The sequence below is a fragment of the Rhizobium sp. SRI_017 genome, assembly GCF_057586295.1.
This window is the reverse complement of the sequence record NZ_JBYCZP010000012.1, coordinates 151,623-170,038: the sequence shown is the minus strand read 5'-3', so window position 1 is coordinate 170,038 and position 18,416 is coordinate 151,623. Positions and strand designations below refer to the sequence as shown.

18 protein-coding genes are annotated in these 18,416 nt (G+C 64.5%); 7 read left to right on the top strand and 11 right to left on the bottom strand.

Features of this window, described 5'->3' with window-relative positions; all coding sequences use genetic code 11:
- Positions 1 to 108: 108 nt before the first annotated feature.
- Genes AC2YI2_RS24080 through AC2YI2_RS24060 form a run of 5 tightly spaced genes read right to left on the bottom strand, consistent with a single transcriptional unit; the run spans position 109 to position 4,814 of the window.
- Complete coding sequence (locus AC2YI2_RS24080) at positions 109 to 1,395, bottom strand: NAD(P)/FAD-dependent oxidoreductase (RefSeq protein WP_487389044.1); 1,287 nt, start codon at positions 1,393 to 1,395, stop codon at positions 109 to 111.
- Positions 1,392 to 2,369: a branched-chain amino acid ABC transporter permease gene (locus AC2YI2_RS24075; RefSeq protein WP_487389043.1), complete on the bottom strand. Its 978-nt coding sequence runs from the start codon at positions 2,367 to 2,369 to the stop codon at positions 1,392 to 1,394. The genes AC2YI2_RS24080 and AC2YI2_RS24075 overlap by 4 nt, the downstream gene beginning before the upstream one ends.
- A complete protein-coding gene (locus AC2YI2_RS24070) occupies positions 2,366 to 3,274 on the bottom strand; it encodes a branched-chain amino acid ABC transporter permease (protein ID WP_487389042.1) in 909 nt (302 codons plus the stop codon). The genes AC2YI2_RS24075 and AC2YI2_RS24070 overlap by 4 nt, the downstream gene beginning before the upstream one ends.
- Positions 3,271 to 4,017: an ABC transporter ATP-binding protein gene (locus AC2YI2_RS24065; RefSeq protein ID WP_487389041.1), complete on the bottom strand. Its 747-nt coding sequence runs from the start codon at positions 4,015 to 4,017 to the stop codon at positions 3,271 to 3,273. Before AC2YI2_RS24065 ends, AC2YI2_RS24070 begins: the two co-directional genes overlap by 4 nt.
- Entirely contained in the window at positions 4,014 to 4,814 is an 801-nt protein-coding gene (locus AC2YI2_RS24060) for an ABC transporter ATP-binding protein (RefSeq protein WP_487389040.1), read from the bottom strand. The genes AC2YI2_RS24065 and AC2YI2_RS24060 overlap by 4 nt, the downstream gene beginning before the upstream one ends.
- A gap of 123 nt (positions 4,815 to 4,937) precedes the next feature.
- Between AC2YI2_RS24060 and AC2YI2_RS24055 the strand changes: the two genes are divergently transcribed.
- Genes AC2YI2_RS24055 through AC2YI2_RS24030 form a run of 6 tightly spaced genes read left to right on the top strand, consistent with a single transcriptional unit; the run spans position 4,938 to position 9,309 of the window.
- A complete protein-coding gene (locus AC2YI2_RS24055) occupies positions 4,938 to 5,681 on the top strand; it encodes a GntR family transcriptional regulator (RefSeq protein ID WP_487389039.1) in 744 nt (247 codons plus the stop codon).
- On the top strand, positions 5,678 to 6,163 hold the full coding sequence (locus AC2YI2_RS24050; RefSeq protein ID WP_487389038.1) for a DUF3830 family protein: 486 nt from the start codon (positions 5,678 to 5,680) through the stop codon (positions 6,161 to 6,163). Before AC2YI2_RS24055 ends, AC2YI2_RS24050 begins: the two co-directional genes overlap by 4 nt.
- Before the next feature lies 1 nt (position 6,164).
- A complete protein-coding gene (locus AC2YI2_RS24045) occupies positions 6,165 to 6,518 on the top strand; it encodes a TIGR04076 family protein (RefSeq protein WP_487389037.1) in 354 nt (117 codons plus the stop codon).
- 10 nt (positions 6,519 to 6,528) lie between these two features.
- On the top strand, positions 6,529 to 7,584 hold the full coding sequence (locus tag AC2YI2_RS24040) for an aldo/keto reductase (RefSeq protein WP_487389091.1): 1,056 nt from the start codon (positions 6,529 to 6,531) through the stop codon (positions 7,582 to 7,584).
- Complete coding sequence (locus tag AC2YI2_RS24035; RefSeq protein WP_487389036.1) at positions 7,581 to 8,003, top strand: DUF4440 domain-containing protein; 423 nt, start codon at positions 7,581 to 7,583, stop codon at positions 8,001 to 8,003. Before AC2YI2_RS24040 ends, AC2YI2_RS24035 begins: the two co-directional genes overlap by 4 nt.
- 46 nt (positions 8,004 to 8,049) lie before the next feature.
- On the top strand, positions 8,050 to 9,309 hold the full coding sequence (locus AC2YI2_RS24030; protein WP_487389035.1) for an ABC transporter substrate-binding protein: 1,260 nt from the start codon (positions 8,050 to 8,052) through the stop codon (positions 9,307 to 9,309).
- 650 nt (positions 9,310 to 9,959) lie between these two features.
- Here the strand turns inward: AC2YI2_RS24030 and AC2YI2_RS24025 are convergent.
- The 3 genes from AC2YI2_RS24025 to AC2YI2_RS24015 are packed head-to-tail and all read right to left on the bottom strand — an operon-like array spanning position 9,960 to position 13,404.
- Positions 9,960 to 11,621, bottom strand: coding sequence for a flotillin family protein (locus tag AC2YI2_RS24025; protein ID WP_487389034.1), 1,662 nt, complete (start codon positions 11,619 to 11,621; stop codon positions 9,960 to 9,962).
- On the bottom strand, positions 11,618 to 12,262 hold the full coding sequence (locus tag AC2YI2_RS24020; RefSeq protein WP_487389033.1) for an OB-fold-containig protein: 645 nt from the start codon (positions 12,260 to 12,262) through the stop codon (positions 11,618 to 11,620). The genes AC2YI2_RS24025 and AC2YI2_RS24020 overlap by 4 nt, the downstream gene beginning before the upstream one ends.
- A 5-nt stretch (positions 12,263 to 12,267) precedes the next feature.
- Complete coding sequence (locus tag AC2YI2_RS24015; protein WP_487389090.1) at positions 12,268 to 13,404, bottom strand: PspA/IM30 family protein; 1,137 nt, start codon at positions 13,402 to 13,404, stop codon at positions 12,268 to 12,270.
- 171 nt (positions 13,405 to 13,575) lie between these two features.
- Here AC2YI2_RS24015 and AC2YI2_RS24010 point away from each other — a divergent pair, with 171 nt between their 5' ends.
- On the top strand, positions 13,576 to 14,493 hold the full coding sequence (locus AC2YI2_RS24010; RefSeq protein ID WP_487389032.1) for a DUF6929 family protein: 918 nt from the start codon (positions 13,576 to 13,578) through the stop codon (positions 14,491 to 14,493).
- Between the two features lie 39 nt (positions 14,494 to 14,532).
- On the opposite strand, the gene AC2YI2_RS24005 is transcribed toward AC2YI2_RS24010, so the two are convergent.
- Genes AC2YI2_RS24005 through AC2YI2_RS23995 form a run of 3 tightly spaced genes read right to left on the bottom strand, consistent with a single transcriptional unit; the run spans position 14,533 to position 18,330 of the window.
- A complete protein-coding gene (locus AC2YI2_RS24005) occupies positions 14,533 to 16,788 on the bottom strand; it encodes a xanthine dehydrogenase family protein molybdopterin-binding subunit (protein WP_487389031.1) in 2,256 nt (751 codons plus the stop codon).
- Positions 16,778 to 17,836 carry an FAD binding domain-containing protein gene (locus AC2YI2_RS24000; RefSeq protein ID WP_487389030.1) on the bottom strand — a complete coding sequence of 353 codons (1,059 nt, stop codon included), beginning with the start codon at positions 17,834 to 17,836 and terminating at the stop codon, positions 16,778 to 16,780. Before AC2YI2_RS24000 ends, AC2YI2_RS24005 begins: the two co-directional genes overlap by 11 nt.
- Positions 17,833 to 18,330, bottom strand: coding sequence for a (2Fe-2S)-binding protein (locus AC2YI2_RS23995; protein ID WP_487389029.1), 498 nt, complete (start codon positions 18,328 to 18,330; stop codon positions 17,833 to 17,835). The genes AC2YI2_RS24000 and AC2YI2_RS23995 overlap by 4 nt, the downstream gene beginning before the upstream one ends.
- Positions 18,331 to 18,416 lie beyond the last annotated feature (86 nt).

The following is an 18,416-nucleotide window of genomic DNA, read 5'->3' as shown; positions in this document are numbered from 1 at the left end:
CAACTCGCCGATTGGGACGGCTTTGCCAGGAACGCAATCTTGAACGAGCAACAACAAGTTTCTGAGATGGCGAAGCGTGCGGGAGCTCATCGCGCTGCTTGCGGCTGATCAGGCAGCGCCCCGCTCGTCGAGCTTGTCGCGCAGCATGCTCCATGGCAGCAGCATGTTGGGCGCGTGCTTCAGAAGCCCATGAAAGGGTATCTCCCTCGGCGGGGCGAAAGGAATCGGCAGGGCGGCGGCCGGTATGCCGGACGCCCAGGCTGCGATTTCGCGGCCGAGCGCCGTGGTCAGCGCGATGCCACGGCCGTTGCAGGCAAAGCCTGCGATCAGGCCCGGACCGAGGTCGATCAGGTGGGGCAGGAAATCGGGCTCGACCGCTGCCATGCCCGACCAGGCGTAGGCGATCGGGGGGATGTCGTCGAGGTCCAGCATCGCGGCCAGGCACCGGTGGATGGTGCGCGGCACGCGGGTCTCCGCGCCGGGGCCGAAGACATGCATGCCGCCGGAGATGAGGCGGTTGTCGGCATCGAAGCGGAAGGTGAAGAGATTGCGGCGCGTGTCGGAAACCGATTGGTTGCCGGGCAGGAGGCGTTGCCTGATCGCGCGCGGAAGGGGTTCGGTGGCGATCTGGAAGACGCGGAGCGGGAAATAGGTTCTGCTAAGTCCGGGCTGCAGGTCGCCGCCATAGGCATTGGTGGCAATGAAGACCTTGCCGGCGCGGACGGCGCCCGTGGCCGTCGTCAGTCCATAGCCCTCTCCGGTACGGGATATTGCGGTGACCGGGCTGTGTTCGAAGATCCGGGCACCGGCGGCCTCGGCGGCATCCGCCAATCCACGGGCATAAGCGACGGGATCGAGGAGCCCCCCCGAGCGGTCGGTCCAGCTTCCGGCATAGCCCCTGGCACCGGTGACACTCTCGGTTTCCACTCTGTCCATAACGACGGCCGGCCGGCGCCGGCTCGCCCATTGGGCGGCGCGTGATTTGATCTTGGCCAAAGCGGCGGCGGAATGGGCAGGCTGGATCCAGCCGCTCTGCTCGGCCTGGCATTCTATATCGTGACGACGGATGAGATCGAAGACGAGATCGGCGCTGCCAGAGGCGAAGCGGATCAGGTCCTCGCCCCGCTCCGCGCCGAGCGCAGCGATGATATCATCAGGGTCTCTCTTGGCAAAGTTCGGCACCACGAAGCCCGCATTCCGGCCCGTTGCGCCCCAGGCAATGATCTCGGCCTCGAGCAGCACGACCGAGAGACCTTTGGCGGCTGCGTGCAGGGCAGTCGACAGGCCGGAAAAGCCGCCGCCGATGATGGCAAGGTCGGCGTCGACCGCCTCTGAGAGCGGCGGGCGTTCGCGGTCGTCTCCGCCGATCGCATGCCAGAGCGAAATTGCGGTCATGAGGACGGACCAGGGGTGTCGGCGGTGGTTTTCGGGGCCGGGCGACGGCGCTCGATGAAGTTGCCGAAGAGGCCATTCGGCCTGATCAGCAGGATGACGCAGAGCATCACGCCGATCGCGACAATCTGCAGGGCAGCGGCGCGGGCCTGCTGGTCGGCGGGCGCAAGCGAGCTGACGAGAGCGCCAGATCCGGCCCAGATCGCCCAGACCAGGACGGACCCGATCACGGCGCCGCGATTGCTACCCGACCCGCCGACGATCAGCATCACCCAGACCTGGAAGGTCAGCATCGGCGTGTAATTGTCCGGGGCGATGAAGCCGATGAAATGGGCCTGCACGGCGCCGGCGAGACCCATCAGCGCGCCGCCGACGGCGAAGGCCTGGACGCGGTAGAAGCGGGCGCTCTTGCCGAGCGAGATCGCAGCGCGCTCGTCCTCGCGCAGGGCCTTGAGGACGCGACCCCAGGGGCTGCGGGCGAGGTGCTGCAGGGCGAGATAGGCGACCAGCGTCACCGCCGACACCACCGCGAGGTTGGCGAGGTTGAAGTAGAAGGGCGTCTCGGCGAGCGCGGCGAAGGGTCTGGGGATGAAGCCGACGCCGAAGGCGCCACCGGTGACGCTCTGTGCGTTGAGAGCCACGAGCTGGACGACGACGGCGACGCCGAAGGTGGTGATGGCCAGATAATCCGATTTCAAGCGCAAGGTGGCAAAACCGGTGATCGCCGCGGCGATGCCGGCCACCAGCATCGCGCCCAGCCAGCCCGCGACGATCGGCAGGTCGAAGCCGCCGAAACGGACAGGATCGTCGGGCGTGGTCATCAGGGCCGATGTGTAGGCTCCGATCGCGACGAAGCCCGCGACCCCGACATTGAAGAGGCCAGTGAGGCCCCATTGCAGGTTCAGCCCCAGGCTGATCAGGGCGAAGACGAGGGCCGTGGTGAGGAAGAAGGCAACATAGCCGAGAAGATCGATCATCGTTCCCGCACTCCGAAAATGCCGATCGGCCGCACGAAGAGCACGCCCATAAGGATGATGAAGGAGATTGCGGCGCGCCATTCGGCGCCGATCAGCTGCACGGCACCGGCTTCGGCAAGGCCGATGATCAGGCCGCCGAGAACGGCGCCGGGAACCGAGCCGATGCCGCCAAGAATGGCTGCCGCGAACATCGGCAGCAGCATGTCGAAGCCCATCAGCGGTCGGATCTGCACGAGTATGCCGATCATGACGCCGGCGACGCAGGCGAGCGCGCCGCCGAGCAGCCAGGTGACGCGCACCACACGGGCGACATCGATGCCCACCACGCGGGCGAGCGCCAGATTCTGGCTGACGGCCTGCATGGATCGTCCCGTCTGGGTGCGAGTCATCAAGAGGTGAGTGGCGGCCACCAGCCCGGCGGTGACAATGAGAAGCGCGATCTGGTCTGGCGTGACGCGGATGCCCAGTCCAACCGGCATCGCCATCTGGATCGCCTTGCTGAAATAGGCGGGCCGCGAGGTGAAGATGAATTCGAGCAGACTGCGCAGCGCCATCGATGCGCCGAAGCTTGCCATGACGACAATGATCGCCTGTCCGCGCGCCCTGAGGCGGGCGAAGAGGACGATGTCGAGCGCCAGCGCCAGCAGCCCGGTTATCGCCGCGCCGACAATGACCGCGACGATCAGCGGCCAACCGAAGGAGAGCGCGCCGATCGGTGCGAACTTGCCTGCTATGGCGCCGATGGCGCTGACCACGGCCAGCGTCGCATAGGTGCCCCAGGCCATGAAGTCGCCATGAGCGAAGTTCGAGAAGCGCAGGATGGAATAGGTGAGCGTGACGCCGATGGCGCCGAGCCCTATCATCGAGCCTGTCAGCAGGCCGTCGACGATGAATTGCAGGTTCATGGCTGGCCTCCCGACGGCTGGTGCGCGCGCTGGCCGAGATAGAGCTCTGCGACAACAGGATCGTTCCAGAGCTCCGAGGCCACGCCCTCATGCGCTTGCCTGCCCTCGACCAGCACATAGGCGCGGTCGCCGATGGCGAGCGCCGCCCTGGCATTCTGCTCGACCAGCAGGATGGTCATGCCCGCTTGGCGAATCTCGCTCAGCATCGCGAAGACCATGGACACCAGCTTTGGTGAGAGGCCTGCCGAGGGCTCGTCCAGCACCAGCAGCTTCGGCTCGACGATCAGGGCACGGGCGACGGCGAGCATCTGCCGCTGGCCACCCGACAGATTGCCGGCGCTGGTGCGGCGGAAGCTCCTCAGGTCGGGGAACGTCTCGTACATGCGCTCGATACGCTCAGCGGCGATCTTCGGCTTCAGGATTCCGCCGGCCGTGCGGAGATTGTCCTCGACGCTCATCTGCGGAAAGATGTTTTCGGTCTGCGGCACGAACGCAAGGCCCCGGCGCACCATCTGGTGGGCGGGCAACGTGGTGATGTCATCGCCATCGAGAAGGACCGTGCCGCCAGAGACCGGAACGAGGCCGGCGATCGCCTTGATGAAGCTCGATTTGCCGGCGCCGTTCGGGCCAAGCACGACGACGATCTCGCCGCTTTCAACACGGATCGACGCGCCGCGCACGATCGGCACGCCCGGCTCGTAGCCGGCGACCAGGTTGGAGACTTCGAGGACGGGCCTGGTCATGCCGCGCCTCCGAGATAGGCCTCGATGACGCGCGGGTCGCGGGCGACCTCGCTCGCCGTCCCCTCGCAGATCAATTGCCCGCTCGCCATGACCAGCACGCGGTGGCAGAGGCGTGTGACCATGTCGATATTGTGCTCGATGAGAAGGAAGGTGACGCCGCGGGCATTGATCTCGCGGATGCGGTCGATGATCACTTCGAGCAGCGTGGCGTTGACGCCCGCCGCGGGCTCGTCGAGAAGGATGATATCAGGGTCGGCCATCATCACGCGCGCCAGTTCAAGCAGCTTACGCTGCCCGCCGGAGAGCACACGCGCCGGCTCGTGGGCGAGACGCGAAAGCAACAGGAGATCGAGCAGTTCCATCGCCTTCTGCTCGGCCGCCCGCTCTTCGGCGGCGACGCGGAAGGGGTTGAGGAAATTGGCGAGCAGTTTCTCCCCGGCCTGGTTCTGCGCGGCAAGCATGACATTTTCGACCAGTGTCAGATTGGGAAGAGGCCGCGGGATCTGGAATGTCCGTCCAAGCCCGCGGCCGATCCGGCGGTGTGGCATCTCGCGCGACACGTCGACGCCGTTGAGTGCAATATGGCCCGATGTCGGCGGCAGGCTGCCGGCGAGCAGGTCGAACATCGTGGTCTTACCAGCACCGTTGGGGCCGATCAGGCCGAGGATTTCGCCCTGGCGGACATCGAAGCTGACGTCGTTGACGGCGTGAAGACCGCCGAATCGCTTCACGACGTTCCTTGCGCTCAGCACGGCGGAAGCCGGCGGCTCCACCTTGGTCGCTTGCCCTGACCTCATCTAACCCTCTGTCCGAAGCGTTGGTCGCTTCGTGATTTTTGATTTGTGATCACACTTGCATTGATCACAATATTAAGCTTAAAATAATTGGCAAGGGAAAAATCGCGAGGGACAAGGGACGCGATGCGAACAGCCGCAGCCGACAAGGGACACGACCTCTCCTCCGCGCAGTTGATGCCGGTGGGGCGCGAGACCGTGCAGGACCGCGTCTATTCCGAGCTGCGTCGCGCGCTGATCGGCGGGATGTTCGAGCCGAGCCAGGTGCTGACGATTCGTGGCCTCGCCGATGCGCTCGCCACCAGCACCATGCCGGTGCGCGAGGCCGTCGGCCGGCTGATCACCGAAAAGGCGCTGGAGGCTCTACCGAACCGCTCCGCCCGCGTGCCGCCGATCACGATCGAGCGCATGGCCGATCTTCTGCGCACCCGCATCCTGATCGAGGGTGAAGCGATCGCGCTCGCGACCGAACGCATGACCGGCCCGGATTTCGCCCGCATCGAGGCGATCCTGCATGAATGGGACGAGATGCGCGCGCTGAAGCAGCCCAAGGACGTCGACCGCGAAGTGACGCTGAACCAGAAGTTCCACTTCGAGATCTACAACTCCTGCGGCTCGTCGGTGCTGATGCCGATGATCGAGAGCCTGTGGCTGCAATCCGGCCCCTGCATCCGCGTGGCGATCTATGCCTTCTCGGAGGCGGGCGAGGTCGATACCGCGCAATATCATCGCCGCATCGTCAGCGCGCTCGCCACCAAGGATGTCGATGCCGCGCGCGAGGCACTGGCCGGCGATATTTCCCGGCCGTTCGAATATCTGCGCACCAAGATGCTCGCCGAAGAGACGGCAGGGAAGGAAGGAAAGTCATGACCCGCGCGATTCTGATCGAGGAATCGAGATCCGGCCTCTCTGTCAAGGCGCAGCTGCTCGACGGCAAGGCGCCCGACAATGCCGCCTTCCTGTGGGACTATCTCGCCGAACCTCGCATCGTCGGCGGCATCCATGCGATGTGGACCGGCCCCGAAATATCCTGCCCGATCCCGCCTGACCATCTCGAGGGCGCGGGTTATGCCAAGCCGCTGCCACCAGAGAACGCGACACTCAATCCGCAGCCCGGCGATATCGTGCTCGCCTATGTGCCGCCGCGCATGTGGGGCGGCAATCCGAACCCGATCTTCGATATCGGCCTCTTCTATGGCGCGGGCGCGCGGATGCTGTTTCCAATCGGCTGGCTTGCGGGCAGCGTGGTTGCCCAGGTGCCGCCGGATGAGCGAGACCATTTCGCCACGGCCTGCGGTGTGATCCGCCGCAACGGCGCCTGCGAGGTCACCTTCAGCCGGACGGAGGCATGAGATGAGTGCTGTCGATGACGCATTCGAGCTCTACGACCTCAGGGTCGAGGCGGTGATCCCCGACGGCAAGCCGATCTATTGCGGCGCCAAGCCGGGCGACCATTTCGAGCTGCGCGGCGAGATGCTGTCGATGCCACCTGGCCAGGGCTTCTCCATCTATTCGATCTCGGCGGTGCTGCCGCTCCTCGCCGCCAAGCAGCGCGAGACGCATCCGAACGACTGGATGACCTCGGATGCCGAGATCGCCTGCCCGGACCCCAATTGCGCCAGCCGCCTCCGGATCGTGCGGCTGGGCAAACGGCGGTTCAGCCATGCCGAGACAACGGCGGTGCCATTGCCCAGTGAAAGCAAATGACATGACTAAAATTGGGACCAGGACCTTCGAACTCTCCCCCGGCTATTCGATTTCCCGCGTCATTCGCGGCGGGTGGCAGCTTGCGGGCGGACACGGCGCGATCGACCGGGCGCAGGCCGTGGATGACCTCATCGCCGCCTTCGATGCCGGGATCAGGACCTATGACTGCGCCGACATCTATACCGGCGTCGAGGAACTGATCGGCGCGGCGCGGCTCAAGCTCGCCTCCGAACGCGGGCTGGATGTCGCCGCCCACATGAAGGTGCATACCAAGCTGGTGCCGGATCTCGAAATCCTGCCACGCATCAGCCGCGACTATATCAGGGGTATCGTCGAACAGTCGCTGCGGCGCTTGAAGACCGAGCGGCTCGACCTCGTCCAGTTTCATTGGTGGGATTACACCTACAACGGCTATGTCGATGCCATGGGCTGGCTCGACGAGATGCGCACTGAGGGCAAGGTGCGCAATCTCGGGACCACCAATTTCGATGCGCCGCGACTGGCCGAGATCGTCGGGGCGGGCGTGCCGCTGGTGAGCCAGCAGCTGCAATATTCGGTGCTCGATCAGCGGCCCACGCGCCACGTGGCTGCGCTCGCTGCCCGCCACGGTTTCAAGTTCCTGTGCTACGGCTCGGTTGCCGGCGGCTTCCTCAGCGACCGGTGGCTCGGCCAACCGGAGCCGGAGATGAATCTCGAGAACCGTTCGCTCGTCAAATATAAGCTCATCATCGACGATTTCGGCGGTTGGGAGCTCTTCCAGGAACTGCTGCGGACGCTCCGAGGCGTGGCCGACCATCACGGCGTCGACGTCGCTACGATCGCCAGCGCCTGGGTGCTGACCCGCGAGCATGTCGCCGCCGTCATCGTCGGCGCCCGCAACCAGAGCCATGCGCTGGCCAATGCCGGCATCATGGACATCGGGCTGTCCGCCGAGGATCTCGCCGATATCGACGCCATCATCGACCGGAGCATCGGGCCGGAAGGCGACGTCTATACGCTCGAGCGAGACCGCACCGGCCGCCACGGCTCAATCATGCACTACAACCTCAATGCGGGGAAGAAATGAGCCCGTCACCCCTCTTCATCCGCGCCCGCGACGAGGTCGTGTCGCTGCATGAATTCTTCGTCGCCTGGTACGACAGGAACACTGCTGACGCTGTGGATTTCGACCGTTTCGACAAGGTCATGGGACCAGGCGTGCAGATGATCCCGCCGAGCGGCGACATGCTCGATCGTGAGGCGGTCGTCTCCTATGTCCGCAACAACCGCGCGACCTTCGATGGCGATTACGCGATCGAGATCGCCGATGTCAGGCCCGCCTGGGAATCCGGCAACGCTGTCGTCGTCACCTATATCGAAAAACAGGAGCGCCGTGGCGTGAAGACCGCGCGGCGTGCCTCGGCACTTTTCGTCAAAAGTTCATCGGCGCCCAACGGCGTCGAATGGCGCCATCTGCATGAAACCTGGATGCAGACGGCTGAATAGAACGGGTTTGAAGACTGGGAATAAATCAAACAAAGAGGGAACCACGATGAAGAAGACACTGATCCAACTGACTGCCGCATTGCTACTGTCAGGCACTGCCGGCATCGCCAACGCCGCCGACTGCAAGGTCACCGTCGGTCTGGTGATGGAACTGACGGGTCCTGCCGGCGAATATGGCCAGGCCGGCGCCAAGTCCGTCGAGATGGCCTTCCGCGACATCAACGATGCCGGCGGCGTGCTGGGCTGCGATCTCATTACCGACACGCGCGACAGCCAGAGCGCGGGCAACATCGCGGTCGATGCCGCGACGCAGCTGGTCCAGGTCAAGAAGGTGCCGCTCCTGATCGGGGGTATTATCTCGTCCGTGTCGATCCCGATCCTGACATCGGTCACCGGGCCTGCCAAGATCGTGCAGATCTCGCCGGCCTCGTCCTCGCCGACGCTGACCGCGCTGGCCCGCGACGGCAAGACCAACGGCATCTTCTTCCGCACGATCACGTCGGATGCGCTGCAGGGCGTGGCCGCTGCAAAATACGCCATCGACAGCGGCTTCAAGAAGCTTGCTATCGTCCATGTCAACAACGACTTCGGCGTCAACATGGTCGCCGAGTTCTCGAGGGCTTACAAGGCGCTTGGGGGCACGATCGTCTCGGTCACACCCTATAACGAGAAGCAGTCGAGCTATGCTTCGGAAGTCACCGCCGCGATGGGCGGCGAGCCTGACGGTCTCTACCTCGTCAGCACACCGGTCGACGGCGCGACCATCGCGCGGACCTGGATCTCGCAGGGCGGGGTACAGAAATTCCTGCTCAATGACGGCATGAACAGCCCTGACTTCATCGAATCGGTCGGCGCCGAATACCTCAACGAGGCGCACGGCACGTCGTCGGGCACCAACCCGACGAAGTCGACCGACTATTTCATGAAGAACTACAAGGAGTTTTCGGGCATCGAACCGTCGAATCCGGCGGCCGACCGCTCCTATGATGCGGGCGCCATCGCCGGCCTGGCGATCGCCATTGCCGGCTCGCAGGACCCGGCCAAGATCAAGGACGCCGTCTCCAAGGTGGTCGATCCCGCGGGCACACCGATCTTCGCCGGCAAGGAGGAGTTCGCCAAGGCGCTCAAGCTGATCAGCGAAGGCAAGCCGATCAAGTATGAAGGCGTTATCGGCCCGGTCAGCTTTGACCAGTACGGCGACATCACCGGCCCGTTCCGCCTCTGGAAGATCAAGGACGGCAAGGTCGAGACCACAGGCGAAATGACCACCGAGCAGGTTGACGAACTGATGAAGAAGGTCAATTAAAACTGCATCGATATCGAGGGGTGCCCAGCGCCCCTCGATTTTTCAGCTGAAGACCCTGTCCGGGCCAGGTCGCATCGCTCTCCGAGCGTGGATTTCCCCACAGCGATGCAGTTTTTCGCGAGAGGTCGTCGACTCGCACGACGATCGCATTGATCGCGATTTCGTGAAGTTCGGTGGAAAGCAAACGCGTCGCCGGGCGCCTATATTGACCATGGAGTGGGGCCAAGGCGGTTTCCCAACTCCAAGTCAGATTTGGGCCGGGTTATTCGGTCTCAGCCAACCGCAGGAAAACGACATGAAAAAGGCACTGATCGCCCTTGTGGCCCTTGTCCTCGCAAGCCCAGCGCTCGCGCTTGAGCCTGTCCCCGGGAGCATCACCTACGGTGGTGGCCCCCACGCGAAACTTCAAAAGAGCCCCGTCGGAAGTACGCTGGTTCACCGGTTCCGTAGCGGCGGCGACGAATATGAAGAAAGGTATGTTCTCCAGCCTGATCGCAGCCTCAAGCTCATTTCCCGCGGCCGGCGGAGCGGTCGGTAGTCCTGGCAGATGACCAAGCGGCTTGCTGTGTGGTTCGCATGAGAGCGATCACTCGGCCGCAGCACGCATGGCGCAAGGCCCGGAGCGTCCGGGCCTTGGCATCGCGATCTGGTCAGGCCGTGCTCGGTTCCTTCTTCTCGATGCCGTCAAGCAGGGCGGAGACGGCGTTGTCGCCTTCGAAGCCGGCTTCCTTGAGAAGGCGGTCGACAATCGGCTTGTTGGCCTGATAGGCGAGAAGCTGGCCGGCAAGACCTTCGCCCATGCCGACGCCGCCGCCGCCTTCGCCCGAGCCACCACCGCGCCCGAGCATTCCGCCGGTGTCGAAGATGCGGATGTCGGAGATCTTCTCGATCGGCCTGACCGCCTCGGCCAGCGCCTGCGGGATAACGCGAATGCGCTCGCGGAGAATCTCGAACTCGATCATCGCCGTCGACAGCTTGTTGCGCGCCTCGTTCAGCAAGGCCTCGCTCTCGGCTGCGGCGCGGCCGCTTTCGAGAATGCCCTTGGCCTTGATGATCGCGGCATCCGCCTCGGCATTGGCCAGCGTCTTGATCGCATCGGCCTGGTCGGCCGCTGCCTGCTTTTCGGCCTCGGCGCCCACGGTGATGGCGGTCGCTTCGGTCTCGGCCCGCTTGCGGGCATCGATCACGGCGATCTGGCGCTCGCGTTCGGCGATTTCGACCGCCTTGGCAGTTCCGACCTTTTCCTCAGCCGCGATGGCGAGAGCGCGCGCGGCTTCGGCCTTGGCGCGGGCCTCGGATTCCTCCTGGCTCTTGGTCGCAACGGCGATGGCGCTGGCCTGGGCGACGATCTGTAGGTCGCGCTTGGCTTCGGTGTCACGCTGCTGCACGGCGCGGGCCGATTCGATATTGGCGCTTTCGCGCGCCTGCTTGGCCGCCGCTTCGCGCTCGGCGATCGCCTGTTCGGCGGTGATGCGGGCTTCTTCCTCGGCGCGCTTGGCCGCCTGTTCCTGCTGGGCGGCTTCGGCGCGGGTCGCGGCCGTCTTGTTGACGATGTCGCGTTCCTGGTTCAGTTCCGCCTCGCGCTTGGTGCGTTCGATCGCGAGCGATTGTTCGCGGGCCTCGAGGTCCTTCTTGGCGATCGCGACTTCGGTGTCGCGAACGATCTCGTTGCGCTCCTTCTTGCGCGCCTCGGTGATGCGGGTCAGCGTGGCAAGACCTTGGGCGTCGAAGAAATTGTTGGCGTTGAAATGCTTGATGTCGGTCTGGTCGAGACGGGTCAGCGACACCGATTCAAGTTCCAGACCGTTGGACTGCAAGTCGGCGCCGACGGCTTCCTGCACCCCTTTGACGAAATCCATGCGCTGTTCCTGAAGCGCATCGAGATTCATCGTGGCGGCGACAGAGCGCAAGCCGTCGACGAATTTCGCCTCGATCAGGATACGCAACTGCTCGGCATCGTTGGTGCGGTCGCCGAGCGTCTGGGCGGCGAGCGCAATCGAGGAGGCGTCGGGTTTGACGCGGACGTAGAATTCGGCGCCGATATCGACGCGCATGCGGTCCTTGGTGATCAGCGCGTCACCTTCGCCGCGGCGGACCTCGAGACGAAGCGTCTTCAGGTTGACGCGGGCGATCGACTGGAAGATCGGCAGCACGACTGAGCCGCCGTCGAGCACGACCTTCTGGCCGCCGAGGCCGGTGCGGACATAGGCCTCGTCGCGGCTCGAGCGCGTATAGAGCGAAGCGAGCACGAAGCCGATGCCGAAGATGAGGACAAGGCCAATGCCAACGGGCAAGAGGAGATCGTAAATCATGGCTGCTCCTGGGAAGAGGGATTGTCGAAAATGTCTGGGGATACCGGAATCGCGACGAAGATATCGCCTTGGTGGTCGACGATGAGCGCGGCGGCGCCGATGGCGATCGGTGGCTGGTCGGGCGCAGCCCGCGCCCTCAGCGTATGCCAGTTGCCGTGCTGGTCCTTGACCTTCAGGCGCCCGGGCAGTCCCTGATCGAGAGGGCCGACGGTCACTTCGCCGGTCCGGCCGACGAAATCGGACAGTTCGACCGCATAGGTCTCGTCCTTCGGCACGATGCGGGCCACGAATTCACTCGAGATCCGTACGGCCGGCAGCGAGACGACAAAGGCCGCAAAAGAAGCCGGCGCTGCGGGAATGAGCTTCCAGACGGTTTGGGCCACGCCCTGGATCACAAAGCCGGAAATGGCGAACATGCCGAGGGAAATCAGCAGGAGCACAAGAATCGGCACGCCACCGGCATTGAGCCAGTTGAACAGGCCTGTGCCGTCGTTGTGGCCGTCATATCCGCTCGCCTTGTCGATCGCCTCGCCGAGCGAGAAGCCGACCAGCAGGCACAGCATCTCGATCGCCGTCAGCGCGGCAAGCAGCGAGGCCGATATGGCGAAGGCGAGGCATTCCGGAGCGAGAAACAGCCCCATCGGTGCTAACCCCCCTCCGACTTGAAGCGGGCGAGCCGGGCGGCGATCGCCTGTTCGCGATGCAGCCGGTCGAGTTCATCGAGATCGGCGCTGGCGGCATTGCGGCCGGAGGGCACGCCGGTGACGCGTGTAACGGCGGCCGCGGCACGATTGGCATGCGCGGTGGCGCTGCCATGCTTGCGCCGCGAGGCGGGATCGTCCGGATGGTAATCGAGGCTCTTCTTGAGTTCCAGAAGGCGTGCCTCGGCCTCGCGGCGCGCGCCGAGAACCGCATGCAGCGCTTGCTGGCCTTCTTCTAGGTGCGAACGGGCATCGGCGAGAGCTTTGTCGAGCGCGGCAATCTGTGCTTCGAGATCGAGCTGACGCGCGACGCCGGCCTTGGCGAGATCATCACGGCCGGAGTCCAGCGCTGTGCGGATCTTCTCGTCGAGTTCGTTGATGCTGCGGCCGATTTCGTCGCGGCGCGTGGTGATGCGGTATTCCTCCGCGCGCGAGCGGCCGATATCGGCGCGTGCTTCTTCAGCGGCAGCGTCGATTTCGCGCAGCGCCTGCTCGACGACGGCAACCTTGTTGGTGTCCTCGATCCGGTCGATCGCGGCATTGGCGGCACCAGCGATCAGGCGGCCCATCCGCGAGAGTATGCCTTCCTGCGTCATCATCATGCTGTCCTCCATTCGATCCGAAACCTGGTTTACCGAGACATGCAATTCGTATTGGCCGTGATCAGAGACGAGTTCGGCGGCGAAGACATCGACCGTGCCGCGGCTGTAGCCCGCCACCTCGTAGGGCACAGAGACTCGGCCATGGATGGTGGCGATCGTGAGATCCGAAGGCCCCTTGATCGCGAAAAGCTTGTCATCGAGCGGCAGACGCCGAAGCTTGTCCGGATGGCTGCGGTTCGATGCATAGTGGCGAAGGCCGAGCGTCACGAGCCGCGCCGGCAGGCCGGTCCGCGACCTGACGGCCTCATAGGCAAGGTCATGCAGCGTGACGAGATTGGCCCCGCGCTTCTCGGCCAGGATTTCATCCATCAAGGCGAACATTGAATCGTAGGCCTGAAACGTCTCTTCCAAAGCAAGCCTCGCTTGCTCCGAAGGAGCGAGGCGATAGCAGATCACCGAATTCACGTTTCTGTTTGACATGTGCAAGATATAAAGCACTTCCTTAGTGCTTTCAAGAGGTGATTTCACCTGCCCGCCAAAAATCTCAACCATTGTCAAAAAGCGCGTGTCGGCGCGCAGGAAGATGCGCTGTGAAAAACCTTAGCGCAACAAAGCTGGAGGCCGGCAATTCAGCCTGATAGAACACCGGCGATGATCGCCCTCACAGAAATACGCAAACTCGAGATCTCTGCCGACGCTCGCGGCACGAAGCCTTCCCATTTGAGCGCTGCCAGCGGACTCATATGCGTCGGCTCAACGGCCTACGTCGTGGCCGATGACGAACTTCACCTGGGTGTGTTTTCCTCTTCCGGACTTGCGCCCGGCCATCTGATCCGCCTGTTCGATGGCGCGTTGCCCGACGACAAGGTTGAGCGAAAGCGGCAGAAGCCGGACCTCGAAGCCCTCGCCCTCGTTCCGGCTTTTGCGGATTTTCCGCATGGCGCCCTGCTGGCTCTCGGATCGGGATCGAGGCCGAACCGCAGACGCGGGGCTATTCTCGGCCTTGACTCGGTTGGCGCGATGCGCGGTTCGCCGCATGCGCTGGATATGTCACCCATTCTCGGGCCACTTCACGATGCGTTTGCCGAACTCAACATCGAGGGCGCGGTGATTGTCGGCGATGAATTGCGCCTGTTCCAGCGTGGCAACGGCAGCCGCCCCGATAATGCGATCATCCGCTACCCGCTTTCCCCCGTTCTCGACGCCATGCGCAGCGCGTGCGCCGATATCATCGCGCCAACAGCCATCGATCGGCTCGATCTTGGTTCGATCGACGACGTCCCCTTGTGCTTCACCGACGCATCGGCCTTGCCCAGCGGTGACATGGTGTTCTGCGCTGTCGCGGAAGACACTGACGACCCCTACCGCGACGGCCCCTGCGTCGGGGCGGCCATCGGGATCGTCGACAATAGGGGACATCTCGGCGCCTTGCAGCGACTTGAGCGGCCCTACAAGGTTGAGGGCATCAGTGCCCGGCAGGACGGCGATCGACTCGATCTGCTGCTGGTCACCGACGCCGACGACCCCTCGGTACCGGCGATGCTGCTGTCTGCATCGATTTCGAAGTAGGTCGGGCTTTCGGAGTTCCTGACCGACTTCGCCCGGATCTCAAAGACCGTCCAACACGTGCTCAAGCCGGATTGGGAATTGCCGCACCCGTTTTCCCGTCGCATGCCAGACGGCATTGGCGATCGCTCCCACGGTTCCGGTAATGCCGATCTCGCCGACGCCCTTCACCCCGATCGGATTGACATAGGGGTCGTCCTCCGGAATGAGCAAGGCCTCGAGCGGCGGTATGTCGGCATTGACGGGCACGTGGTACTCGGCAAGGTCGGCGTTCATGATCCGACCCGACCGGCGGTCTGCGATCGCCTCTTCATGCAGGGCAAACGAAACGCCCCAGATCATGCCGCCGAAATACTGGCTGCGGACCAGGCGCGGATTGATGATGCGGCCGGCGGCAAAGGAACCGACCAGACGCGTGGTCCGGATCTGGCCGAGATCAGGGTCGATCTTCACTTCGGCGAAGACGGCGCCATGGGAGTACATGGCATGGGCGGCCGCTACCGCCGGGTCACGGGCGGCCTTGGCTGTGCCGATCAATTCCGCTCTGCCGGCGCGGGCGAGGATATCAGTGTAGCTTTCGCTGCGTCCTTCGTCGTCCCGACGATGGAGCCAGCCACCCCGCGCCACCACGCCGACATTGCCGGCACCATAGAGCGGCGACGACGGATCGTTGGTGGCGAGGTCGGAAAGCTGCGCGATGACATCCTTGCCGGCATTGTTGAGCGCCAGACCGGCACTTGCCGTATGGCCGGAACCGCCGGCAATGCCGGCATCGGGCAGGGTAGACAGGCCGGAATGGAACTCGACCTGATCCGGATCGAGGCCGAGCGCCTCGGCCGCGATCTGGGCGAGCGCGGTCCAGGCTCCCTGACCCATGTCGGCCCCTGACGTTTCCACCAAAGCGGTCCCATCGGCGCGCAGGGTCGCGCGGGCTTCGGCCGGGAAATGCGGACAGTGGAACACGGCCGTGCCCATGCCCCAGCCGACCAGGAAGCCGTTCTCATCGCGCATCTGGCGCGGCGCGAGCGGTCGCTTGGACCAGCCGAAGCGGCTGGCGCCCTCGGCATAACATTCCCGCAGCGATTTGGAGGAGAAGGGCTTGCCGCTGCCCGGCTCGGTCTCGGCGTAGTTGGCGAGGCGGAAGGCGAGCGGATCCATGCAGCAGGCCTCTGCGGCTTCGTCCATCGCGACTTCGAGAGCCGCCGAACCACTGGCTACGCCGGGCGCCCGCATCGGGCCGGGCGTTCCGATGTCGAGCCTGAGACCCTTGTGTTCGACAAGGATCGCGGGGCTTGCATAGAGCGGCAGTGAGGCATTGGCGGCGGGTTCGATGAAGTCGTCGAATGAAGAGGTTGAGGCGACCGCCTGATGATGAAGCGTGGTCAGGCGCCCTTCGTCATCCATGCCGAGCCGCAACTTCTGCCAGGTGCTGCCGCGATGGCCCACCGGGCCGTACATCTGGCTGCGGGACAGCGCCAGTTTCACGGGCCGCTTCAACATTCGGGCCGCGAGAATGGCGAGGATCTGCGGGCCGTTGAGGATGGCCTTGGAGCCGAAGCCACCACCGAGGAAGGGCGAGCGGATCGTCACATTCTCCACGGGTATGCCGAAATAGGCGGCGTAGGAGGCGCAGCTCAAGGCGAGCGCCTGGTTCGGCATGTCGAGCATCACCCGGTCGCCATCCCATTCGGCCACGACGGCATGCGGCTCCATGGCATTGTGATATTGCGCAGGCGTGGTGTATTCGGCTTCGACGATCCGCGTCGCACGGCCGAAGCCGTCCTCGATGTCGCCAAAGGCCGTTCGCGGCGGTGCGCCGATGCCAATGCCTTTGGGATCATAGAGTTCGCCGGTGGTCCGGCTGGTTCTGGCGGGTTCAATTTCATAATGCGGATCGAGCAGGGCAGCGCCTTCGGCAGCGGCCTCCAGGGACTCCGCAATGACCATGGCGATCGGCTGGTGGACGTAGCGGACACGGTTGTCCTGTAGCACTTCGACGCGGAAGCCGAAGGGCGGCATCTTCTCATCCGGATTGTGGAACAGCGGCGGCCGGTTGGCTGGTGTCAGCACGTCCACCACGCCCGGATGCGCCTTTGCGGCCTCGACATCGAGAGACGTCACGCGGCCGCGGGCAATCTTGCTCACGGCCATGAAGGCATAGAGCAGGCCTTCGGGCTTGTTGTCGGCGGCATAGGTCGCGCGGCCCGTGACTTTCAGGACGCCGTCGCGTCGGGTCAAGGGCTGGCCGGCGTTCGAACCGTAGCGGGCGCTACGGAGAGGAATGGCTTCAGGCGACATGGCGATCTCCCGGAATTGTCGAGAAGGGTGAGCCGGGCAACGCCGGCATGGTCGCCGGCGTCCCCTCGGCTGCTAGGATGAGCGCGCGCGACAGGATGCGGCGCGCGAGCTCGATCTTGAAGGCATTGTCCCCCGATGGACGGGCGTCCGCGAGGGCCAGCCGTGCTGCCTCGGCGAAAGTCTCCGCGCAGGCCGGCTTGCCCACGAGGAACGCCTCCGCTTCACGGGCGCGCCAGGGCTTCGGCGCCACGGCGCCGAGGGCAAGGCCCGCGCGCACGATCGTACCATCCTCGATTTCGAGCATGGCAGCGGCGGAAACGACGGCGAAGGCATAGGAGGTGCGTTCGCGGAGCTTGAGGTAGCGGGAATTGCGGGCGAAGACGCCGCCCGCCGCTGGGATGCGGAGGGCGACGACGAGTTCGCCGGGGGAGAGGCTGGTTTCTTTCTCGGGGGTCTCTCCCGGCAGCCGATGCAGGGCATCGACGGGAATTTCGCGCCGGCCGTCCGGGCCTTCCACCTCCACCACGGCATCGAGTGCCGTCAGCGGAACGCAGAAATCGGACGGATGGGTCGCGATACAGTGATCGCTCCAGCCGAGCACCGCATGCAGCCTGTTTTCGCCATCCTTGGCGTCGCAGCCCGAGCCGGGCGCCCGGCGATTGCAGGCGCTGGCCGTGTCCTGGAAATAGGCGCAGCGCGTGCGCTGCATGAGGTTGCCGCCGACGGTGGCGGCATTGCGCAGCTGGGCGGACGCGCCGGATAGCAGCGCCTCGGCGACCGCCGGAAAGGTCGCGGCAAAGCGGTCGTCGTAGGCGAGATTCGCATTGCGAACCAGGGTGCCGATCCGCACGCTGCCGTCCTCTAGCCAGTCGACGCGGTCGAGATCGGGCAGGCGCGATATGTCGATCAGACGATCCGGTCGGGAGACGCCGATCTTCATCAGGTCGAGCTGGTTGGTACCGGCGGCGAGATAGGCGGAACCCGGGACGCTTGCCGCGGCGATCGCCTCCGCGATGGAGGTCGGGCGAATGAAGTCGAACCGGTTCATGCCGCATTCCTCCGCTTTTCTTCGCCCATGCTCTTCTGCGCCATTGCCACCGCTTCCGTGATGCCCTGATAGGCACCGCATCGACAGATATTGCCGCTCATCAGTTCGCGGATGCGTTCAGGATCGTCGCCGGCACGACCCTCGGCTATCAGTCCGACTGCACTCATGATCTGGCCGGGTGTGCAGTAGCCGCATTGAAGGCCGTCGCACTCGATGAAGGCGGTCTGGACGGGATGAAGCGCCTCGTTCTTGGCCAATCCCTCGATGGTGGTGATCACAGCACCGTCGAGGCTGGCGGCCAGCGTGAGACAGGAATTGATTCGCCGTCCATCGATCAGGACGGTGCAGGCGCCGCATTGGCCGCGGTCGCAGCCCTTCTTCGTTCCGGTCAGGTCCAGCCTGTCGCGGAGGAGATCGAGAAGCGTTATACGGGGATCGTCGAGCGCGATGGCGCGCGGCTCACCATTGATGGTGAGGCTGATGGAGAGTGACATTGGGGTACTCCATGCAGGGATATTGATGTAAGGATCGAACCGCGCTCGGCGGCAGATTGGCAGAATGCGGGTGGCGGCCCGCTGAA